This is a genomic window from Streptomyces tendae (genome assembly GCF_014650435.1).
Lineage (GTDB): Bacteria > Actinomycetota > Actinomycetes > Streptomycetales > Streptomycetaceae > Streptomyces > Streptomyces tendae.
In genome coordinates this window covers 113,799-129,108 of record NZ_BMUY01000014.1, presented here as the reverse complement: position 1 = coordinate 129,108, position 15,310 = coordinate 113,799, and the positions used below count along the sequence as shown (strand labels likewise).

The window sequence follows — 15,310 nt, the reverse complement described above, 5'->3', positions numbered from 1 at the left end:
CGCCCTCCGAGGTCCGTGCCGGGGCCGGATAGCATCTGGCCCCGATGGACATCGAAACACAGCACACGGAGCGCGACCGCTCCTCCCGTCCTTCCGACTCCGAGCAGCCCTCGGACCCGGAGGGCCCGGAGGACCGGTCGCGTTCCGCGTTCGGTGGGCGGATCAGGGACTGGGTGCCGGGCGGCCGGATCACCGTGGTCCTGCTGGTCTTCCTGCTGTTCCTGCTGCTGGTCAGCACCTTCGTGCTGCAGCCGTTCCAGATCCCCAGCGGATCGATGGAGCGCGGATTGAGGATCGGTGACCGGGTTCTCGTAAATAAGTTGGCGTACCGTTTCGACGGCCGGCCACGACGGGGAGACGTCGTCGTCTTCGACGGCACCGGGAGCTTCGGGCACGGCGACTACATCAAACGCGTTGTCGGTGTGGGCGGGGACCACGTGGTGTGCTGCGACGAGGAGGGGAGGATCCGGGTGAACGGCCAGTCGGTCGACGAGTCGGCGTTCCTGTACCCCGGCGACCGCCCGTCCACGGTCCCCTTCGACGTCGTCGTCCCCGACGGCACCCTCTTCGTCCTCGGCGACCACCGGGCCGACTCCAGCGACTCCCGCGACCACCTGGGCTCCCCGGGCGGCGGGATGGTCCCGCTGGACGACGTGATCGGCCGCGCCGACTGGATCGTCTGGCCCGTCGGCCACGCCACCCGCATCGAGCGCCCCGACGCCTACGCGCGCGTGCCGGACGCGGAGGCCGATGCCGGGGCCGCTTCCGGCGCCGAGGCCCGGTCCGCGCCCGCCGAGGACGGCGATGGGTAGCCGGGGCAAACCGCGGGGAGCGCCCAGCAGCCCCACGGAGAACCTGCTGCCCACCGGTTCGAGGCGCACCGCCGCACCGTCCGGCGGCCGCTCGCGCGCCGAACGCCGCAAACTGCAGCGCAAGGTCAAGCGGCGGCGCAGACGCGGCGCCGTCAAGGAGATCCCGCTCCTCATCGGCGTCGCCGTGCTCATAGCGCTGGTGCTCAAGACCTTCCTCGTACAGGCATTCGTGATCCCCTCGGGGTCCATGGAGCAGACCATCCGGATCGGCGACCGGGTCCTGGTGGACAAGCTCACGCCCTGGTTCGGCTCCGAGCCGCAGCGCGGGGACGTCGTCGTCTTCCGTGACCCGGGCGGCTGGCTCCAGGGCGAGCAGACCACCAAGAAGGACGACCCCGTCGTCGTCAAGCAGGTCAAGGAGGGCCTCGCCTTCATCGGCCTGCTGCCGTCCGACGACGAGAAGGACCTCATCAAACGGGTCGTCGGCGTGGGCGGCGACCACGTCAAGTGCTGCGACAAACAGGGACGCGTCACCGTCAACGGCGTGCCCCTGAACGAGGACTACCTGTACCCCGGAGACACCCCGTCCCGGACGCCGTTCGACGTCACCGTCCCCGAGGGGCGGCTGTGGGTGATGGGCGACCACCGGTCCAACTCCGCCGACTCCCGCGCCCACCAGGAGACCGACTTCGGGACGGTGTCCCAGGACGAGGTGGTGGGGCGGGCCATGGTGATCGCGTGGCCGTTCGGTCACTGGACCACCCTGGACGAACCGAAAACGTACGCGTCCGTGTCCGACGCGGCCTCCGGTTCGGCCGCCGCCCCCGAGCTGTCGCATAGGGTTGCCCCCTACGATCCGAACGATCCGAACGCGATGATGGAACTCCCGACCCCTGCGGAACTCCCGCTCGTTATGGGAGTGGTGGGCCTGCGCCGTATCCGGGGCAGGCGGCGGCAGAGAGTAAGGAGTTGGCGTGGGGGATGTGGCGGTTGGCGCACGGTCCGGTCACGACGGCGAGGAGAACCGCGGACGCCCCGAGGAGAGTTCCGGTCCGGCCGCGGTCGGCGCCCCGGACTCCGGGTACGGCTCCGGGACCGAGGGCGACAGGGTGACGAACGGACAGCACGGCCAGAACGGACACAACGGCGGGACCGAGGACGAGGGAGTCGGCGGGACGCCGCCCGTGACACCCCCCGCGGCCAAGAAGCAGCGCTCCTTCTGGAAGGAACTGCCGATCCTCATCGGCATCGCGCTGGTGCTCGCCCTGCTGATCAAGACGTTCCTGGTGCAGGCGTTCTCGATCCCTTCCTCCTCGATGGAGAACACCCTTCAGATCGGTGACCGGGTCCTGGTCGACAAGCTGACCCCCTGGTTCGGCTCGGAGCCCGAGCGCGGCGAGGTCGTGGTCTTCCACGACCCGGCCGACTGGCTTGCGGGCGAGCCGACCCCCGACCCGAACGCGCTGCAGACGGTCCTCAGCTGGATCGGCCTGATGCCGTCCGCGGAGGAGAAGGACCTGATCAAGCGGGTCATCGGGGTCGCCGGTGACACCGTCGAGTGCAACAAGACCGGCCCGCTCAAGGTCAACGGCAAGGCGCTGAACGAGCCGTACGTCTACCCGGGCAACACCCCGTGCTCGGACGACGACCAGGGCGGGCGGTTCAAGGTCACGGTCCCCGAGGGCAAGATCTGGGTCATGGGCGACCACCGCCAGAACTCCCGGGACTCCCGCTACAACCAGTCGGACAAGAACGGCGGCATGGTCCCGGTGGACGAGGTCGTCGGCCGCGCCATCGTGGTCGCCTGGCCGATGGACCGCTGGAGCACCCTGCCGGTCCCGGACACCTTCGGCCAGGACGGCCTGCAGTCCCAGGCCCAGTCCTCGGCCGCCGCAGCGCTGTCGGTCGCGCCCCAGGGCCTGGCCGTGGCCGGCGTGGTGCCCTTCGTCTGGTGGCGCCGTCGCCGCACCGCCCCGGTCGAGACCCGCTGACCTGCCGCCGCCCGCCGCGGGGTCAGCGGGGTGACCCCGCCGCAGCCCGCCGCGGTTCGAACAGCCCCCTTCCGGTCGCCGGGAGGGGGCTGCCCCGTTGCCGTACCGCCGGGTAAGGTGCGGCTCCATGGGTGGCGAGAGCACGACACGTACGGTACCGCGCGGCGGCGGAGCGAACAGGGATCCGGTGGGCAGCCGGACCGGGCAGCGGTTGTCCGGGATCGCCGTGGCGCTGGGCCTGGTGCTGTTCCTCGGCGGGTTCGGCTGGGGAGCGGTGGTCTACCGGCCCTACACCGTGCCGACCAGCTCGATGACGCCGACGATCGACGCCGGTGACCGGGTCCTGGCACAGCGCATCGACGGCGCCGACGTCCGCCGCGGCGACGTCGTCGTCTTCAAGGACGCGACCTGGGCCAACGCCCCGATGGTCAAGCGGGTGGTCGCCGTCGGCGGGGACACCGTCTCCTGCTGCCAGAAGGGCAAGCTGAAGGTCAACGGCAAGGTGATCGACGAGCCGTACCTGCCCGCCGGCACTCCGGCCGAGATCAGCGACTTCCAGACCGTGACCGTCCCGGAGGGCCGCCTGTTCCTGCTCGGCGACGAGCGCGACAACTCCGTGGACTCCACCGCCCACCTCACCGACGCGGCCGGCGGCACCGTGTCGCGCGGCGCCGTGGACGCCCGCGTGGACGCCGTGGCCTGGCCGATGAACGGCATGCTGGAGCGGCCCACCGGCTTCGAGGCGCTGGGCGACCTGTCCTCGCCGGGGCCGCTGCGGACCGTGGTCGTCCTGGTGATCGCCGGGGCCGTGCTGATCCTGGGCGGCGCGGCCTACGGTCCCTTCGCCAAACGGGCCGGGGCCTCCCGGGCCCGCAAGGGAGCGGAGCCCGCCGGTGGGCGCTGAGGTGACGTCTGCGGAACAGGACACATACGAGGGCGGACTGCGCCGGGTCGCCCGGGTGGTGCTGCTCGACCCCGAGGACCGCATCCTGCTGCTGCACGGTCACGAACCGGACGATCCGGCCGACGACTGGTGGTTCACCCCCGGCGGCGGTGTGGAGGGCGACGAGACCCGTGAGCAGGCCGCCCGGCGCGAGCTGCTGGAGGAGACCGGCATCAGCGACGTCGACCTCGGCCCGGTGCTCTGGCGGCGCAGGTGCTCCTTCCCCTTCGCGGGCCGCCGCTGGGACCAGGACGAGTGGTACTACCTGGCCCGCACCGCCCGGACCGGGACCGAGGCGGTCGGTGCCGGCCTCACGGAGCTGGAGCGGCGCAGCGTCGCCGGAGCGCGCTGGTGGACGTGTGAGGAACTGACCCGGGCACGTGAGACGGTGTATCCGACCAGACTCGCCGAGCTGCTGCGCACGCTGCTCGACGAAGGTCCCCCGGCCGGGCCGGTGACCCTGGACACCGAAATCGTCTAGGGGCGCACGGGACTGGCGCACAATGGGGGGACCGCACGGCTGAAGGGGAACATGCCATGAGCGCCGAGGACCTCGAGAAGTACGAGACCGAGATGGAGCTCAAGCTCTACCGGGAGTACCGCGATGTCGTCGGTCTGTTCAAATACGTGATCGAGACCGAGCGGCGTTTCTACCTCACCAACGACTACGAGATGCAGGTGCACTCGGTACAGGGTGAGGTGTTCTTCGAGGTCTCCATGGCTGACGCCTGGGTGTGGGACATGTACCGGCCAGCCCGGTTCGTCAAGCAGGTGAGGGTGTTGACGTTCAAGGACGTGAACATCGAGGAGCTGAACAAGAGCGATCTGGAACTGCCGGGCGGGTGACGGGGTTTTCCACAACCGGTGAGTAGTTCACCGTGAGTGACGAGGTCAGCTCGTCTGCGTGATCGTTGGTGCCGGAGGTGGTGCCGACATGAACGCACGAGGCGCGATGGGCAAGTACGGCGAGACACTCGCCGCCCGCCGGCTGACCGGGTCCGGGATGACCGTCCTGGAGCGCAACTGGCGCTGTGGCAGGACCGGCGAGATCGACATCGTGGCCCGGGACGGAGACGTCCTGGTGGTCTGCGAGGTCAAGACGCGCAGGGGCGGCTCCTTCGAGCACCCGATGGCCGCCGTGACGCCGGAGAAGGCGGAGCGGCTGCGGAGGCTGGCGGAGCGCTGGATCCAGACCCACGGGGGAGTCCCGCCCGGGGGAGTGCGTATCGATCTGGTCGGCGTGCTCCTCCCGCAGCGCGGCGCCCCCGTGGTCGAGCACGCCCGGGGGGTGGCGTGATGGGGTTCGCGCGTACGTGCTCGGTGGCGCTGGTCGGCGTCGAGGGCGTGGTGGTCGAGGTCCAGGCCGACCTGGAACCGGGCGTGGCGGCGTTCACCCTGGTGGGGCTGCCGGACAAGAGCCTCACGGAGAGCCGGGACCGGGTACGGGCGGCCGTGGTCAACTCGGGCGCTCAGTGGCCCCAGAAGAAGCTGACGGTCGGACTCAGCCCCGCCTCGGTGCCCAAGAGCGGCAGCGGCTTCGACCTCGCCGTCGCCGCGAGCGTCCTGGGCGCGGCGGAGCGGATCGACCCGCGGGTGCTGGCCGACATCGTGATGATCGGAGAGCTGGGTCTGGACGGCCGGGTGCGGCCGGTGCGCGGCATCCTGCCGGCGGTCCTGGCCGCGGCGGAGGCCGGGTACGAGCAGGTGGTCGTACCCGAGTGCGCCGCCGCCGAGGCGTCCCTGGTGCCGGGAGTGTCGGTGCTCGGGGTGCGCAGCCTGCGCCAGCTGATCGCCGTGCTCGCCGACGAACCCGTGCCGGAGGAGGAGCAGGACCCGCAGGGCCGCCCCGACCCGCTCCTGGCCGGTCTGCGCATGCCCGGCACCGGCGCGGCCACGGGAATGCGCGGCATCGGAGCGGCACAGCACGACCACGGTCACGAGCACAGCCACGACCTCGCCGACGTCGTCGGCCAGGAGTCGGCGCGCACCGCGGTGGAGGTCGCCGCGGCCGGCCGCCATCACCTGTTCCTGGAAGGGCCGCCCGGCGCCGGCAAGACCATGCTCGCCGAACGGCTGCCCGCCGTCCTGCCCCAGCTCTGCCGGGCGGAGTCGCTGGAAGTCACCGCAGTGCACTCGGTGGCGGGACTGCTGCCACCGGGCAAACCCATGATCGACACAGCCCCCTACTGCGCTCCCCACCACTCCGCCACGATGCAGTCCCTCGTCGGAGGGGGCCCCGGCATCGCGCGGCCCGGCGCCGTGTCGCTGGCGCACCGGGGCGTCCTGTTCCTGGACGAGCCGAGCGATTCGCACTTACTCCGGTGTGGATCTCGGTTCTCTCATGAGGGCGGGGGATCTTGTCAAGCTCGATCCTGTCGAATGTGGTCGAGCTCACATCGCGCTGAGAGTCCTGGTCATGGCCGTTGAACGCGGGTCCCGTGGGCGTGTGTTGGCCGCTGGCCGAGCCGCTGTGTGCCCCTGTGTCGGTCGTTGAGTGGCTGGCCGAGGAGTCGGGCCCGAGGCTGCGTGATCGTTCGCGAGCGGGCCGCGTCTTGCGTCCTCGGCCGCCCTGGTGCCTGCCCGCTCGGCCGGACGCCGGTCGGGGGTGGGGGGTGACCCCCTGGAGCGTGGTTCCCGCACCGCCGAGTCTTAGCGCCTCCCATCCAGCCCCAGTAACAGGGTCGATCGTGACATCTGCCCGGACAGGGGGTGGGGGTGCAAAACCGCAGGTCAACGCACAGAAGGACCCCCCAGCCGGCCGAAATTCTGGGGCCAGTCCGGGGGGTCGATCGGGACATGGGGCCGCTCAGGCGGCCATGAAGCGGTTGTACCGCTTGCGGCAGGTGGCATCGCAGTACGCCCGGTGCGTTGCCGCATCCTCGGGGAGGGGGCGAGCGCAGGCGAAGCACAGGAACTCGATGGCTCGCCGCTCCATCTCCTTCGGGTCGTCCGTCAGGGCGTAGGTGCGCCTCACGCTGCCACCTCCGCGGGGACGGCCGGGACGTCTCGCGAGTCCAGCGCGAAGAGGCGGGACGCCTCGCCCTCGACGTCGAGACGGACGCGAAGCGCCAGACCCTCACGCACGGCGTGAGAGTCCACCAGGGCGCCGCCAGTGACCGAACCGAAGCCCTGTACTTCGTGGCCAGTGACGGCGTCCAGGACGGACACCACGGCGCCAAGTGCCTCGGACGTGTCGGCGTGCGGGTAGCCGTGCCCCTTCGTGGCGTACAGCTCGACGTCGAGCCAACGGGCCGATCCTCGGCCCTGGTGTGCGTCGGCAGAGATGAGCCGGACGTCAACGCCACGGGCAGTGACGGAGTCGAGCAGAGACGACAGGCGCTCGCCGGTACGGCGGGCGGAGTGGTGAACGTGAGAGACGGTGAACAGTGGGATCACTTCCTTCCGGTAGGGGGTGGTTACGCGGCCAGCGCCTCGGCGATGACGAGAGCGAGGGGGACGCCGGTACGGCGCTGCGCCTGCCAGGTGTCGAACCGCTTGTGACAGGTCTTGGCGAGCGGGGCGAAGTCCTCGGGGTCAGGGGAGTACGGGAAGCCCTTCGAACCCTTCGCGTCGGAGACCTTCTCGCGCTCTCCCGCAGTGCCCAGGTACGCCCAGTCATCGGCCTGTCGGCCGCATCCGCAAGAGCAGGGCCACGACGACGCGGGGCCATGCTCGGCCTTCACGCGACTGTGTGCGCCGACGTACGAGACGTCCTCGCCCTTCCAGTTGCGGGAGGCGTGGGAGCGCAACGGTTTGTCGGCCTGCGGGTCGCCGTGCTTCCGAAAGCGCCAGTTGTGCGAGATGCAGAAGCCGTTGGCCCTGTGCACTTGCTCGCAGGTCTCGACCCCGCAGACGCGGTTGCCCTGCTCGTCGTAGACCTTGATGTCGGCGTACGGGTTGGTGGTGTTGGTCGGTTCCACTGTGGATGTCCTCCTTGTGATGGGGCGCCCTGTCGGGCGCCGCTTGAGCAGAGCTGCAACGGCAAGGTGAAGTCGCTTGCCGTGAGGGTCTTCGGGAAGTGGGGCGCGGCAGCGCCCCCAAGGGGTAAGCGGGCATGCGCCAGGGGCGCCCGGTAGGGCGCCACAGAGCAACGGCGAAGGCGTGGTGCTCGGCGATCACCTCGCCGTCGCGATCTCCGTCAGAGGGCGCCGACAGGCGCCCCGAGCTCGAAGCGTTCGAGTAGGTGCCGAGTCGAGAGCTCTTCGTAGTGCTCTCGCTCGTAGTGCTCGGCCTCGACCTGAGCCCAGACGTCGTCAACGTTGATGCGGCCCGTGAGGGCCGCCTCTGTGTTGGTAGTTGTGTTGGTGGTGTGTTGGTACTTGTCTTGGTACGCCGTCACCGCTGTCGGGTCTTCCTGACAGGGCTGTCGGGTCTTCCCGTCACCGCTGTCGGGTGTCTCCGTCAGGGTTGTCGGGTCTTCCTCCTCGACCTCGACAACACCCGTCACGGCTGTCGGGTCTTCCTCGGGGATGACGAAGCGCCAGTGGCTGGCCTTGCCGGGGATTCCTCGGGTCAGTCGCACGATGAGCCCCGCAGCTTCCAGCCCCTCGAAGGCGCGTTCTACGGTGCGCTCGGACAGGCCGAGGTCTGCGGCGATCCGCTTCATGGCGGGCGGCCGGGGGTTGCTCCCGTCAGGGTTGGCGTAGCCGATGTAAGCCATGCCGACGAGTGCGTGAGTCGGGTTCTTCAGCTTCGCCACTCGCAGAACGTGCCGCTCCCACTGGACCTTGAAGGGGGCACCCTTCTTCTTCGTGCCGTTGTTCATCGAGCCACCTCCAAGGGGCGTGACCGCTCCGCGGTGACGGTGGCGGTAGGGCGGTACAGGACGCAGACGAGCTCTCGGGAGAGCTCTTCGTTCGAGACCCCTCGGGCGCAAAGTCCAGGGACGTGCCAGAGCTCCCGTTCGCCGTAGCTGCGAACGAACGTGAGCCGAAGCGAGGAGCCGTCCGCCATCATGCGGACGGCCGAGACGGCAGAGCCCTCGGGCAGAGCGGTGATGAGCTCGGCGGAGATGTGCGAGTAGGACAGGTGGTAGTCAGTGACGGGCAGGTCGAGCAGGTAGCCAGTCGACGTCACGGGTTGCGACCTCCTTCGAGAGGCCGAGGGCAGCGCGCGGCTACGCCTCGGCGTGATGATGGGAGATCGCGCGTACCGTTCGCGCTCGGGGTGCCCTCGGCTTCCCCTGCCAGCCCCTCGGGGTGGCGGACTCTCGCGGAGTGTCCAGCTCGACCGCCGTCGAGCGGCGGGAGCTACGGTGTCCGCCCATGATCGAGCGGAAGGAAGTTCTTACATGATCGGCCGGGAGGCCGTCAACCTCGGTCACTCGGAGTCGACGGCCGGCTGAGCGGAGAGTAGCCGTCAGGCTGCGCCAGTCTCGACGACGGCGAGCACTCGGCTTGCCCGCTTCCAGGAGAGTCGACACTCGGACTGAAGGGCCGAGGCAGTGAGGCGCTTGCCCGCTCGGGCGTACTTCCGTGCCACCTCTCGGGCTTGCTCGATCACCTGCGCTTCGGTGCGTCGAGCCGGGAGCGTCGAGCCTTTCCCTTCGCCGCCGGTCGCTCGACTCTCCACCTTCGGTACGGCCTCACCCTCGACGGCAGGCGCGAGGGAGGCGACAACTCGGGAGGCAGTCTCGGCCGACAGGAAGAGGGCGACGGTTGCCGTCAGGCCGTAGGCGACGAGGAGAGGAACGGGTGCCTCCCCGTACCGGCCGGACAGGGCGTGCGCCACGTTGACGAGAGCCGAGGAGAGGGCGAACACGGCGACGGTGGCGAGGGCGAAGCGTCGGCCCTTGCGGTCCGTAAGGACCAGGGCCCCGAGCATGCCGACGAGCGTTCCAGCGTCCGGCAGAGCGGCCCAGCAGTAGGCAGCCACGGGAGGCAGGCCGATGGAGTAGGCGGCGGCGAGAGCCGCGGGGAAGGTGGAGACGAACGCGAGGGCGGCGACGACGAGCAGGCAGACGAGCAGTGCGACAGTGGCAACTCTCTTCGCCGTGGGGGTGGTGCGGGGCAAGGGGAGATCCTCCTTCGAAGAGGCGCCCTCGACGGGCGCCCGGTACGTCAAGTGGGAAACGTACGTACGTGACCGGTGACGTGGTCGACGTACGCGGCCGGGGTCAGGCGTTGCGGGTGTGGGCCGTCTCGCGGACGTAGCGGTCGTGGGCCATGTGACGCAGCAGGGCACCGGAGTACGGGACTCCTCGGCCGACAGGCTTGACGGGGGACAGGACGTTGACGCCGACGCGAGCGAGGGTGAAGACCTCGACGAGGAGAGCGACGTACAGGGCGGCGATGGCGACGGTCATGGGGCGTGCTCCTTCGGTACCGGCGAGCCGCGGTCGGCTCGCTCAACCCCTCCCCGAGGCGAACCACTCGGGAAGAGATTCAGCGAGCCGTCAGAGGGTGCGCGCGTAGTCGCGCGCTCCGTGCTCCTCGAAGCCGGTCCCCATCTGCCACTCGGGCGAGTGGGCGTCGATGTGCCGGAAGGTCTGTGCTCCCGCCCGATTCGCGCTCTCGGCCATCTGCTCCTCGGCCTCGGCGACTCGCTCCGGGTCGGCGTCCGGGTCAAGCGCCTTGCCGACCATGACGCGCAGCTCCTGCACCTCGTAGCCGTTGCGGGCCACGGTCATGGGGTGGCTGTGGTCGAGCCCGGCGCCAGACGCGAGCTCGATGCCGTGCTTCCTGAGCGCGTCGGCGATCTGCTTGCCTGCGAGCTCCCGGTGAATGGGGAGCTTGAAGAGGGTCACCTTCACTTCGCCGTGGATGAGGTAGCGGCTGAGGGCGTTCGCGAAGACGCGCTTGCCGTCACTGTCGCCGTCCTTGGCGAAGTTCTTCGTCGGCTTGCTCTGAGAGACGACGGCCACGGGGAGGTCAGACTCCTCGGGCGCGGGCACTTCGCCGAACGTGGCGTGGACCGTGACCCCCCGGAGGGGCGCCCGCAGAGCCTCGGCAACGACTCGGGCGAGCTTGGATTCCATCGCGGGGAGTGCCCGCTTGGCGGCCTTGATGCGCCGCTCCGAGGCGTTCTCCCCGGTGTGGTTGCTCACCTCGCCGAGCGCTGCAAGGAGCTCCGCCCGTTCGTGGCGAGCCTTGGCGAGGGCGTACTCCTCGACGGAGACGGTCTCGTCTCCAGCCTTGAAGCGGCCCTCCATCCACTTCAGCTTCGCTCCTGCTTCGTGGGCTTCGTCGGCGAGGCGTTCCGACTTCTCCTTGAACTCCTCGAACGCCTCGCGCGCCTGCGCTGCCTTGTCGGCGGCGACGGCGTCAGCCTCGGCGATCTGGTCGGCGTAGGTGGTGGGCTTGGTCTTGGTAGCCACTGTTCGGTTCTCCTGTTCTGGCACGGGATACGTGCCGGTCATGGGGTTTGGTAGGCGCCCGCGCGCGAGCCGGCCGTCAGGCCGAGGTGGCGCTGAGAGGCTGCGTACGGGCATGAGAAAACCCCTGCGGCCATCGGTGGCCAGAGGGGCGGGAAGGCTGAGAGAGGGGCCGTCAGGGGGTGGCGCGGCCAGCCTCGCGCTCACGCTTACGGCGCCTCTTGGCTGAGCGGGTGGAGCCCGGCGCCCGAGTCTTCGGCCAGCACATCCGCTCCGGATCGCGGGCCATGATGTCCGCCAGCGCGGTGACGTCGATCAGACAGCCGCCATCCGGGCCGGTCGCGAAGAGCGGTCTCCAGAACTCCTTGTTGACTCCGAAGTCCTCTCGAAGCCAACTCTGGTGACATCCGATGAGGTAGGCGGCGGTGTCCCTGACGGTCCAGTAGTCGTGTTCGTCGCTCACTGGCTGGCCCCTCGCTCCTCGGCGAGCGCCTGAACCTGGCTCTCCTCGTAGAAGAGGGCCGAGCCGATGCGGACTCCTTCGAGGGTGAACCTGCCCTCAGTCTTCTGGTTCCTGAGCGTCGCGTGAGTGATGCCCAGGATCTCGGCTGCCTCTCGGGTCGAGACCAGCTTGCGGCCGTCGTACGTGATCACGTCCGGGCCTCCTTCCTGCCCTACTCGGGCGGTGAGTGATGGGTGATGTCGTCGTCACTGACGAAGTCCAAAGAGAGAGGCCCCGAGCCACCTACCGGAGTAGGCGGCTCAGGGCCGTTCCGTCCCCACGCGCGAGGGGCGGAAGTCTGAGTGCGTCACCCCCGCCTCACCGGCCAGTGAGGGAACCGGTGAGGCAGAGGGGACGTGCGGGGAGCGCGGGCAGACAGGGAGCCCGGCTCGACCCAGGGGGAGCACGCAGGAGGACGCGCCCGTGAGGTCTGTGGGGAGGAGCGAACTGCCCTCACTTACGTATACCGAGAACGATCTTGGTTTGTTGCGAGATCTGAACCGTGACGCCAGTCACTCGGCGAGCGAGGAGCGAACGCCCTCACTCGTAAGTCCGGGATGGGCGGGCCGAAAGTCCGGATGGATCGGCTGTGACGCTGACCACCTGATCGGTCGGGGCGAAAGGCCCCTACCTACAAAGAGCCATCGAGCGGGCCGGAAGTCCGGATGGACCGGCGGTGACGCTGGTCACTCGGCGAACGAGGAGCGAACGTCCCTCACCCGTAAGTCCCGGAAGAGCGGGCCGGAAGTTTCCATCAGATGTGCGTGATGCCGGTCACCTGCCGGGCCGCGAGGCGGAACGCCCTCACTTGCAAGGATCGGATGAGCGGGCCGTTTGTCCGGGTCGAACCACTGTGGCGCCGGTCACTCGTCGAGTGAACGTCTCCCACCTACTGATACGGAGCGAGCGGGCCGGAAGTTTCCGTGCCTCGGGCGTGCGCCGGTCACTCGCCCGGCCGAGGGCGAAGAGGCCCTACCTACAAAGAGCCATCGAGCGGGCCGGATGTTGCGGGGTTGGGTCGTGACGCCGGTCACCTGACTGTCAGACCCTCGGCCTACCGTCCCCGCATGGACATGAACAACCCGCAAGACGTAGGCGCAGCGTTCGGCGCCCTGATCCTCGGAGGCACGCTGAGCGAGGAGCCGCCCCCGCCGGACTCCCCCCTCGGTCGCGTGCGGGCGTTCACCGCCCGGTACGGCGAGGACGCGCTGAAGCCTGAGCACATCAGGGACGCGCAGGAGGGGCGTCCGTTGCTCCCGTGAGGCGGTGCCGCGCTGGCCTCTTCATGCAACAACGTGCATACCCACGAACGTGCATGGACGGCCGGGCATGACACTCGTACGGTCGTGTCCAACGGCCCAACAGGGCCGACAGACAAGGGGGTTTCGCATGGCACGCGAAGAACTGACTCGGCTTACCGGCAACGGGAACGGGGAGTGCGGTGAAGACGACTGCCCGAATGTCTACCGGACCGAGCGGGGAACGTTCGTTGTGCAGGGCGACGTTTCCAGCGCCTTCGCTCCGCCGCAGGGGGAAGGACTTGTGGAGATTCCCGAGAGCGTTCTTCGGGAGGCTGTTCGTGCTCTTGGATGGTGACGACTGGAAGGCCACCCTTCGAGGATTCCAGTCCGAGGCATGGCGACTGGAAACCTTGCCGCAGTACCTCATGCCGCAGGAATCCGGAGAGCTCGAAGCCTTTCGAGCGGGTAAGCGAGTGGACCCAGAAACCTACTCGTCCCCGTACACGGAAGACCTGAAGAGGTTTCGCGCCGAGGGAAAGAGTAAGGGGCGAGTGCACGTCGTGACTCGGCCACTCTCGGAGTATCTGCTCTTCGAGTTCTCTCGCTACTACGCGCCGCACGTACTCGCCGGGGAAGACATCCGCATTCTCGACGTGACCGAGCGAGAGAATCCCTTGCCGGGAGTCCAAGATTTCTGGATGTTCGATCGCTCGACGGTCGTTCTCATGCATTACGAGAGCGACGGCACACAGGTGAGTCGAGAGCTCTTCGAGGGCGAGCCGGCCGACTTCATCGAATACCAGCGCATCGCCGTTGCCGAGTCGGTCCCGTTCCTGGAGTACGTGAAGAGCGAGTGACGTTCGAAGCTGAGCAGCTCGGCGAGTCCGGCCCGGAACTTGCCTCACTGCTCCGAGAGCTACGCAAGCGAGCCGGTCTCTCAGGGGATCGGCTCGCCGCGCGCTGCAACATGTCTCAGTCCAAGGTGAGCCGGATCGAGAACGGCCGTACACGGCCGTCCCTGGTCGACGTGGAGGCGATCCTCAGAGCCTTGGAGGCGCCGCCCGAACTGGTCGCCGAGGCGTCCGCGCTCGCCAGGATGGCCAACACGGAATGGCGGAACCTGCGGGAGCTTCGACGTAAGGGACTCGGGACACGGCAGGCTGAGTTGAAAGGGCTTGAAGCGTCCTCGACGCACATGCGCTACTTCCTGCTCTCGATGGTTACCGGTCTCCTCGCCACGCCGGAATACGTGAGGGCGAGCCTCGCGCACTCCCCGGCCGATACGAGTAAGGCAGTCGCTGGAAAGCTGGAACGGCAAGCCATTCTCTACGACGTGTCGAAACAGTTCACGTTTCTACTGACCGAGCAGGCCGTTCGCTGGCCTGTCGTTTCGCCGTTGGCTTTGGCCGAACAGATGGACCGCTTGTCTTCCCTGTCCTACCTTCCGAATGTGCGCATCGGTGTGATTCCCGTGGGGACGGTAACTCCTCGGGCGCCACTGAATACCTTCACGATTTACGACGCATCGTTGGTCACCATCGAAAGTTCAGCGGGCAGTCTCGTACTGCGTGACGGTCGAGACGTGCAGACCTACTTGAAGGAATTCGCGGGATACGAGGAATGCGCGCTGTTCGGTGAGGAACTTCGAGCGAGGCTCGCCGAGTGGTCGGCTGCCTGCCGTGCATGACTTCAGTCGACAACGCGCATGAACCGAGGACCGGTGCGCATTCCGCGGGATCATGCTTCGGCAGATACGAAGTCCGGGAGGCCGTACGGAATGAGTACACCGAAGACGACGATCACGGAGCCGGTGCACCTGACGGCCCCGGATCGGGAGCCGGAACCCGTAGCAAGCTGCCGGGAATGCCTCGGCCACGCAGTGACTCGGGCCAACGCCCGATCGGTCGGCGACTACTCGAAGGTGTCGGACGCGAACGTCGTGCTCCGTACGCACCTGCGGGACGACCACGGGGCCGAGTGATGGACATGCAGACGTGGCGAGACGGCCGAGCTACGGCCGTTGAAGCGACCGAGGCACTCCGGGCGGCCCTCGCCTCCCTCGGCGTCCCAGAGAGCGTGTGGGGGACCGTGCGCCCTGTCGTCACCCACAAGGGGACCGCGTACGTGCACGTAGGCATGGTGCGTGCGGACGTGGCCGAGCGGATGGCCGAGGCGATGAGAGCCCGAGAGGGCGCGCAGTGACCCGCTCCGTCATGCGCTTCGTGAAGCATCGGATCACGCAGCAGCCGGACACCTGCGTGACGTTCGAGGCCGAGTGCATGACGTGCACCTGGAAGGCGGAGCCGTCGTCAGACGGCGCGGGGGTGGACGTCGAGTGCATGGGGCACACCGGCCGCACAGGACACGCGACGTTCCGTCGGTCGTGTACGTCACTCGCCCTCGTCGAGCGAGCCGAGTAGGCGAACGCAGAGACCCCGCCAGTCACGATGGACTGACGAGGTCTCGGTCACTCAGGGTCGACGGCCGGCTGAGCGGAGAGTAGTCGGGA

The 15,310-nt window shown here is 68.7% G+C and carries 23 protein-coding genes and 2 pseudogenes; 15 read left to right on the top strand and 10 right to left on the bottom strand.

The features are described 5' to 3' along the window. The first annotated feature begins 44 nt into the window (after window positions 1-44). The 8 genes and pseudogenes from lepB (IE258_RS31485) to IE258_RS31455 all read left to right on the top strand — a co-directional run. Window positions 45-812: a signal peptidase I gene (lepB, locus tag IE258_RS31485; protein ID WP_189749151.1), complete on the top strand. Its 768-nt coding sequence runs from the start codon at window positions 45-47 to the stop codon at window positions 810-812. Then, a pseudogene (gene lepB / locus IE258_RS31480) lies at window positions 805-1,896 on the top strand (signal peptidase I); the annotation flags it as partial. The gene lepB (IE258_RS31485) and the pseudogene lepB (IE258_RS31480), both read left to right, overlap by 8 nt. After that, window positions 1,787-2,803: a signal peptidase I gene (gene lepB / locus IE258_RS41405; protein WP_229892528.1), complete on the top strand. Its 1,017-nt coding sequence runs from the start codon at window positions 1,787-1,789 to the stop codon at window positions 2,801-2,803. The pseudogene lepB (IE258_RS31480) and the gene lepB (IE258_RS41405), both read left to right, overlap by 110 nt. Window positions 2,804-2,930: 127 nt before the next feature. Beyond that, window positions 2,931-3,707, top strand: coding sequence for a signal peptidase I (gene lepB, locus IE258_RS31475; RefSeq protein WP_189749149.1), 777 nt, complete (start codon window positions 2,931-2,933; stop codon window positions 3,705-3,707). Continuing rightward, window positions 3,697-4,227, top strand: coding sequence for an NUDIX hydrolase (locus IE258_RS31470; RefSeq protein WP_189749148.1), 531 nt, complete (start codon window positions 3,697-3,699; stop codon window positions 4,225-4,227). Before lepB (IE258_RS31475) ends, IE258_RS31470 begins: the two co-directional genes overlap by 11 nt. Before the next feature lie 56 nt (window positions 4,228-4,283). Further along, complete coding sequence (locus IE258_RS31465) at window positions 4,284-4,592, top strand: DUF2469 domain-containing protein (RefSeq protein WP_003965949.1); 309 nt, start codon at window positions 4,284-4,286, stop codon at window positions 4,590-4,592. A gap of 88 nt (window positions 4,593-4,680) precedes the next feature. Next, entirely contained in the window at window positions 4,681-5,043 is a 363-nt protein-coding gene (locus tag IE258_RS31460; RefSeq protein WP_189749147.1) for a YraN family protein, read from the top strand. Further along, window positions 5,043-6,044: pseudogene (locus IE258_RS31455) on the top strand (YifB family Mg chelatase-like AAA ATPase); the annotation flags it as partial. The gene IE258_RS31460 and the pseudogene IE258_RS31455, both read left to right, overlap by 1 nt. A 508-nt stretch (window positions 6,045-6,552) precedes the next feature. Here IE258_RS31455 and IE258_RS31450 read toward each other — a convergent pair. From IE258_RS31450 to IE258_RS31405, 10 genes are all read right to left on the bottom strand, one after another. After that, window positions 6,553-6,720 carry a hypothetical protein gene (locus tag IE258_RS31450; protein WP_189749146.1) on the bottom strand — a complete coding sequence of 56 codons (168 nt, stop codon included), beginning with the start codon at window positions 6,718-6,720 and terminating at the stop codon, window positions 6,553-6,555. Beyond that, window positions 6,717-7,142: a hypothetical protein gene (locus IE258_RS31445; protein WP_189749145.1), complete on the bottom strand. Its 426-nt coding sequence runs from the start codon at window positions 7,140-7,142 to the stop codon at window positions 6,717-6,719. The genes IE258_RS31450 and IE258_RS31445 overlap by 4 nt, the downstream gene beginning before the upstream one ends. A gap of 20 nt (window positions 7,143-7,162) precedes the next feature. Further along, complete coding sequence (locus IE258_RS31440) at window positions 7,163-7,666, bottom strand: hypothetical protein (protein WP_189749144.1); 504 nt, start codon at window positions 7,664-7,666, stop codon at window positions 7,163-7,165. Window positions 7,667-7,884: 218 nt separating this feature from the next. Further along, window positions 7,885-8,511 carry a helix-turn-helix domain-containing protein gene (locus tag IE258_RS31435; protein ID WP_189749143.1) on the bottom strand — a complete coding sequence of 209 codons (627 nt, stop codon included), beginning with the start codon at window positions 8,509-8,511 and terminating at the stop codon, window positions 7,885-7,887. Next, the gene (locus IE258_RS31430; RefSeq protein WP_189749142.1) at window positions 8,508-8,822 is read right to left on the bottom strand and encodes a hypothetical protein; all 315 of its coding nucleotides are present in this window, start codon (window positions 8,820-8,822) and stop codon (window positions 8,508-8,510) included. The genes IE258_RS31435 and IE258_RS31430 overlap by 4 nt, the downstream gene beginning before the upstream one ends. A gap of 282 nt (window positions 8,823-9,104) precedes the next feature. Next, window positions 9,105-9,758 carry a hypothetical protein gene (locus IE258_RS31425; RefSeq protein WP_189749141.1) on the bottom strand — a complete coding sequence of 218 codons (654 nt, stop codon included), beginning with the start codon at window positions 9,756-9,758 and terminating at the stop codon, window positions 9,105-9,107. A gap of 103 nt (window positions 9,759-9,861) precedes the next feature. Beyond that, the gene (locus IE258_RS31420) at window positions 9,862-10,050 is read right to left on the bottom strand and encodes a hypothetical protein (protein ID WP_189749140.1); all 189 of its coding nucleotides are present in this window, start codon (window positions 10,048-10,050) and stop codon (window positions 9,862-9,864) included. Window positions 10,051-10,140: 90 nt separating this feature from the next. Further along, on the bottom strand, window positions 10,141-11,061 hold the full coding sequence (locus IE258_RS31415; protein ID WP_189749139.1) for a hypothetical protein: 921 nt from the start codon (window positions 11,059-11,061) through the stop codon (window positions 10,141-10,143). A 172-nt stretch (window positions 11,062-11,233) separates the two neighbouring features. Continuing rightward, window positions 11,234-11,521: a hypothetical protein gene (locus IE258_RS31410; RefSeq protein WP_189749138.1), complete on the bottom strand. Its 288-nt coding sequence runs from the start codon at window positions 11,519-11,521 to the stop codon at window positions 11,234-11,236. Next, complete coding sequence (locus IE258_RS31405) at window positions 11,518-11,712, bottom strand: helix-turn-helix transcriptional regulator (RefSeq protein ID WP_189749137.1); 195 nt, start codon at window positions 11,710-11,712, stop codon at window positions 11,518-11,520. Before IE258_RS31405 ends, IE258_RS31410 begins: the two co-directional genes overlap by 4 nt. A 915-nt stretch (window positions 11,713-12,627) precedes the next feature. Here IE258_RS31405 and IE258_RS31400 point away from each other — a divergent pair. The 7 genes from IE258_RS31400 to IE258_RS42200 all read left to right on the top strand — a co-directional run bounded on the left by IE258_RS31400 (window position 12,628) and on the right by IE258_RS42200 (window position 15,221). Next, the gene (locus IE258_RS31400; protein WP_189749136.1) at window positions 12,628-12,822 is read left to right on the top strand and encodes a hypothetical protein; all 195 of its coding nucleotides are present in this window, start codon (window positions 12,628-12,630) and stop codon (window positions 12,820-12,822) included. Between the two features lie 127 nt (window positions 12,823-12,949). Then, entirely contained in the window at window positions 12,950-13,156 is a 207-nt protein-coding gene (locus IE258_RS31395) for a hypothetical protein (protein ID WP_184910170.1), read from the top strand. Beyond that, the gene (locus IE258_RS31390) at window positions 13,140-13,658 is read left to right on the top strand and encodes a DUF6879 family protein (protein WP_189749135.1); all 519 of its coding nucleotides are present in this window, start codon (window positions 13,140-13,142) and stop codon (window positions 13,656-13,658) included. The genes IE258_RS31395 and IE258_RS31390 overlap by 17 nt, the downstream gene beginning before the upstream one ends. Continuing rightward, window positions 13,655-14,488, top strand: a complete 834-nt coding sequence (locus IE258_RS31385) for a helix-turn-helix domain-containing protein (RefSeq protein WP_189749134.1) — start codon at window positions 13,655-13,657, stop codon at window positions 14,486-14,488. Before IE258_RS31390 ends, IE258_RS31385 begins: the two co-directional genes overlap by 4 nt. A gap of 90 nt (window positions 14,489-14,578) precedes the next feature. Then, window positions 14,579-14,782 carry a hypothetical protein gene (locus tag IE258_RS31380; protein ID WP_189749133.1) on the top strand — a complete coding sequence of 68 codons (204 nt, stop codon included), beginning with the start codon at window positions 14,579-14,581 and terminating at the stop codon, window positions 14,780-14,782. A 5-nt stretch (window positions 14,783-14,787) separates the two neighbouring features. Then, on the top strand, window positions 14,788-15,003 hold the full coding sequence (locus IE258_RS31375) for a hypothetical protein (RefSeq protein WP_229892524.1): 216 nt from the start codon (window positions 14,788-14,790) through the stop codon (window positions 15,001-15,003). Between the two features lie 11 nt (window positions 15,004-15,014). Continuing rightward, window positions 15,015-15,221: a DUF7848 domain-containing protein gene (locus IE258_RS42200; RefSeq protein ID WP_444545805.1), complete on the top strand. Its 207-nt coding sequence runs from the start codon at window positions 15,015-15,017 to the stop codon at window positions 15,219-15,221. Window positions 15,222-15,310 lie beyond the last annotated feature (89 nt).

Excerpts from the sequence above, each read along its gene's own strand:
- lepB (WP_189749151.1), top strand. The coding sequence starts at position 45 with ATGGACATCGAAACACAGCACACGGAGCGCGACCGCTCCTCCCGTCCT.
- IE258_RS31380 (WP_189749133.1), top strand. The coding sequence starts at position 14,579 with ATGAGTACACCGAAGACGACGATCACGGAGCCGGTGCACCTGACGGCC.
- IE258_RS31400 (WP_189749136.1), top strand. The coding sequence starts at position 12,628 with ATGGACATGAACAACCCGCAAGACGTAGGCGCAGCGTTCGGCGCCCTG.
- IE258_RS31395 (WP_184910170.1), top strand. The coding sequence starts at position 12,950 with ATGGCACGCGAAGAACTGACTCGGCTTACCGGCAACGGGAACGGGGAG.
- IE258_RS31375 (WP_229892524.1), top strand. The coding sequence starts at position 14,788 with ATGCAGACGTGGCGAGACGGCCGAGCTACGGCCGTTGAAGCGACCGAG.
- IE258_RS31460 (WP_189749147.1), top strand. The coding sequence starts at position 4,681 with ATGAACGCACGAGGCGCGATGGGCAAGTACGGCGAGACACTCGCCGCC.
- IE258_RS31435 (WP_189749143.1), bottom strand. The coding sequence starts at position 8,511 with ATGAACAACGGCACGAAGAAGAAGGGTGCCCCCTTCAAGGTCCAGTGG.
- IE258_RS42200 (WP_444545805.1), top strand. The coding sequence starts at position 15,015 with ATGCGCTTCGTGAAGCATCGGATCACGCAGCAGCCGGACACCTGCGTG.
- IE258_RS31420 (WP_189749140.1), bottom strand. The coding sequence starts at position 10,050 with ATGACCGTCGCCATCGCCGCCCTGTACGTCGCTCTCCTCGTCGAGGTC.
- lepB (WP_189749149.1), top strand. The coding sequence starts at position 2,931 with ATGGGTGGCGAGAGCACGACACGTACGGTACCGCGCGGCGGCGGAGCG.
- IE258_RS31465 (WP_003965949.1), top strand. The coding sequence starts at position 4,284 with ATGAGCGCCGAGGACCTCGAGAAGTACGAGACCGAGATGGAGCTCAAG.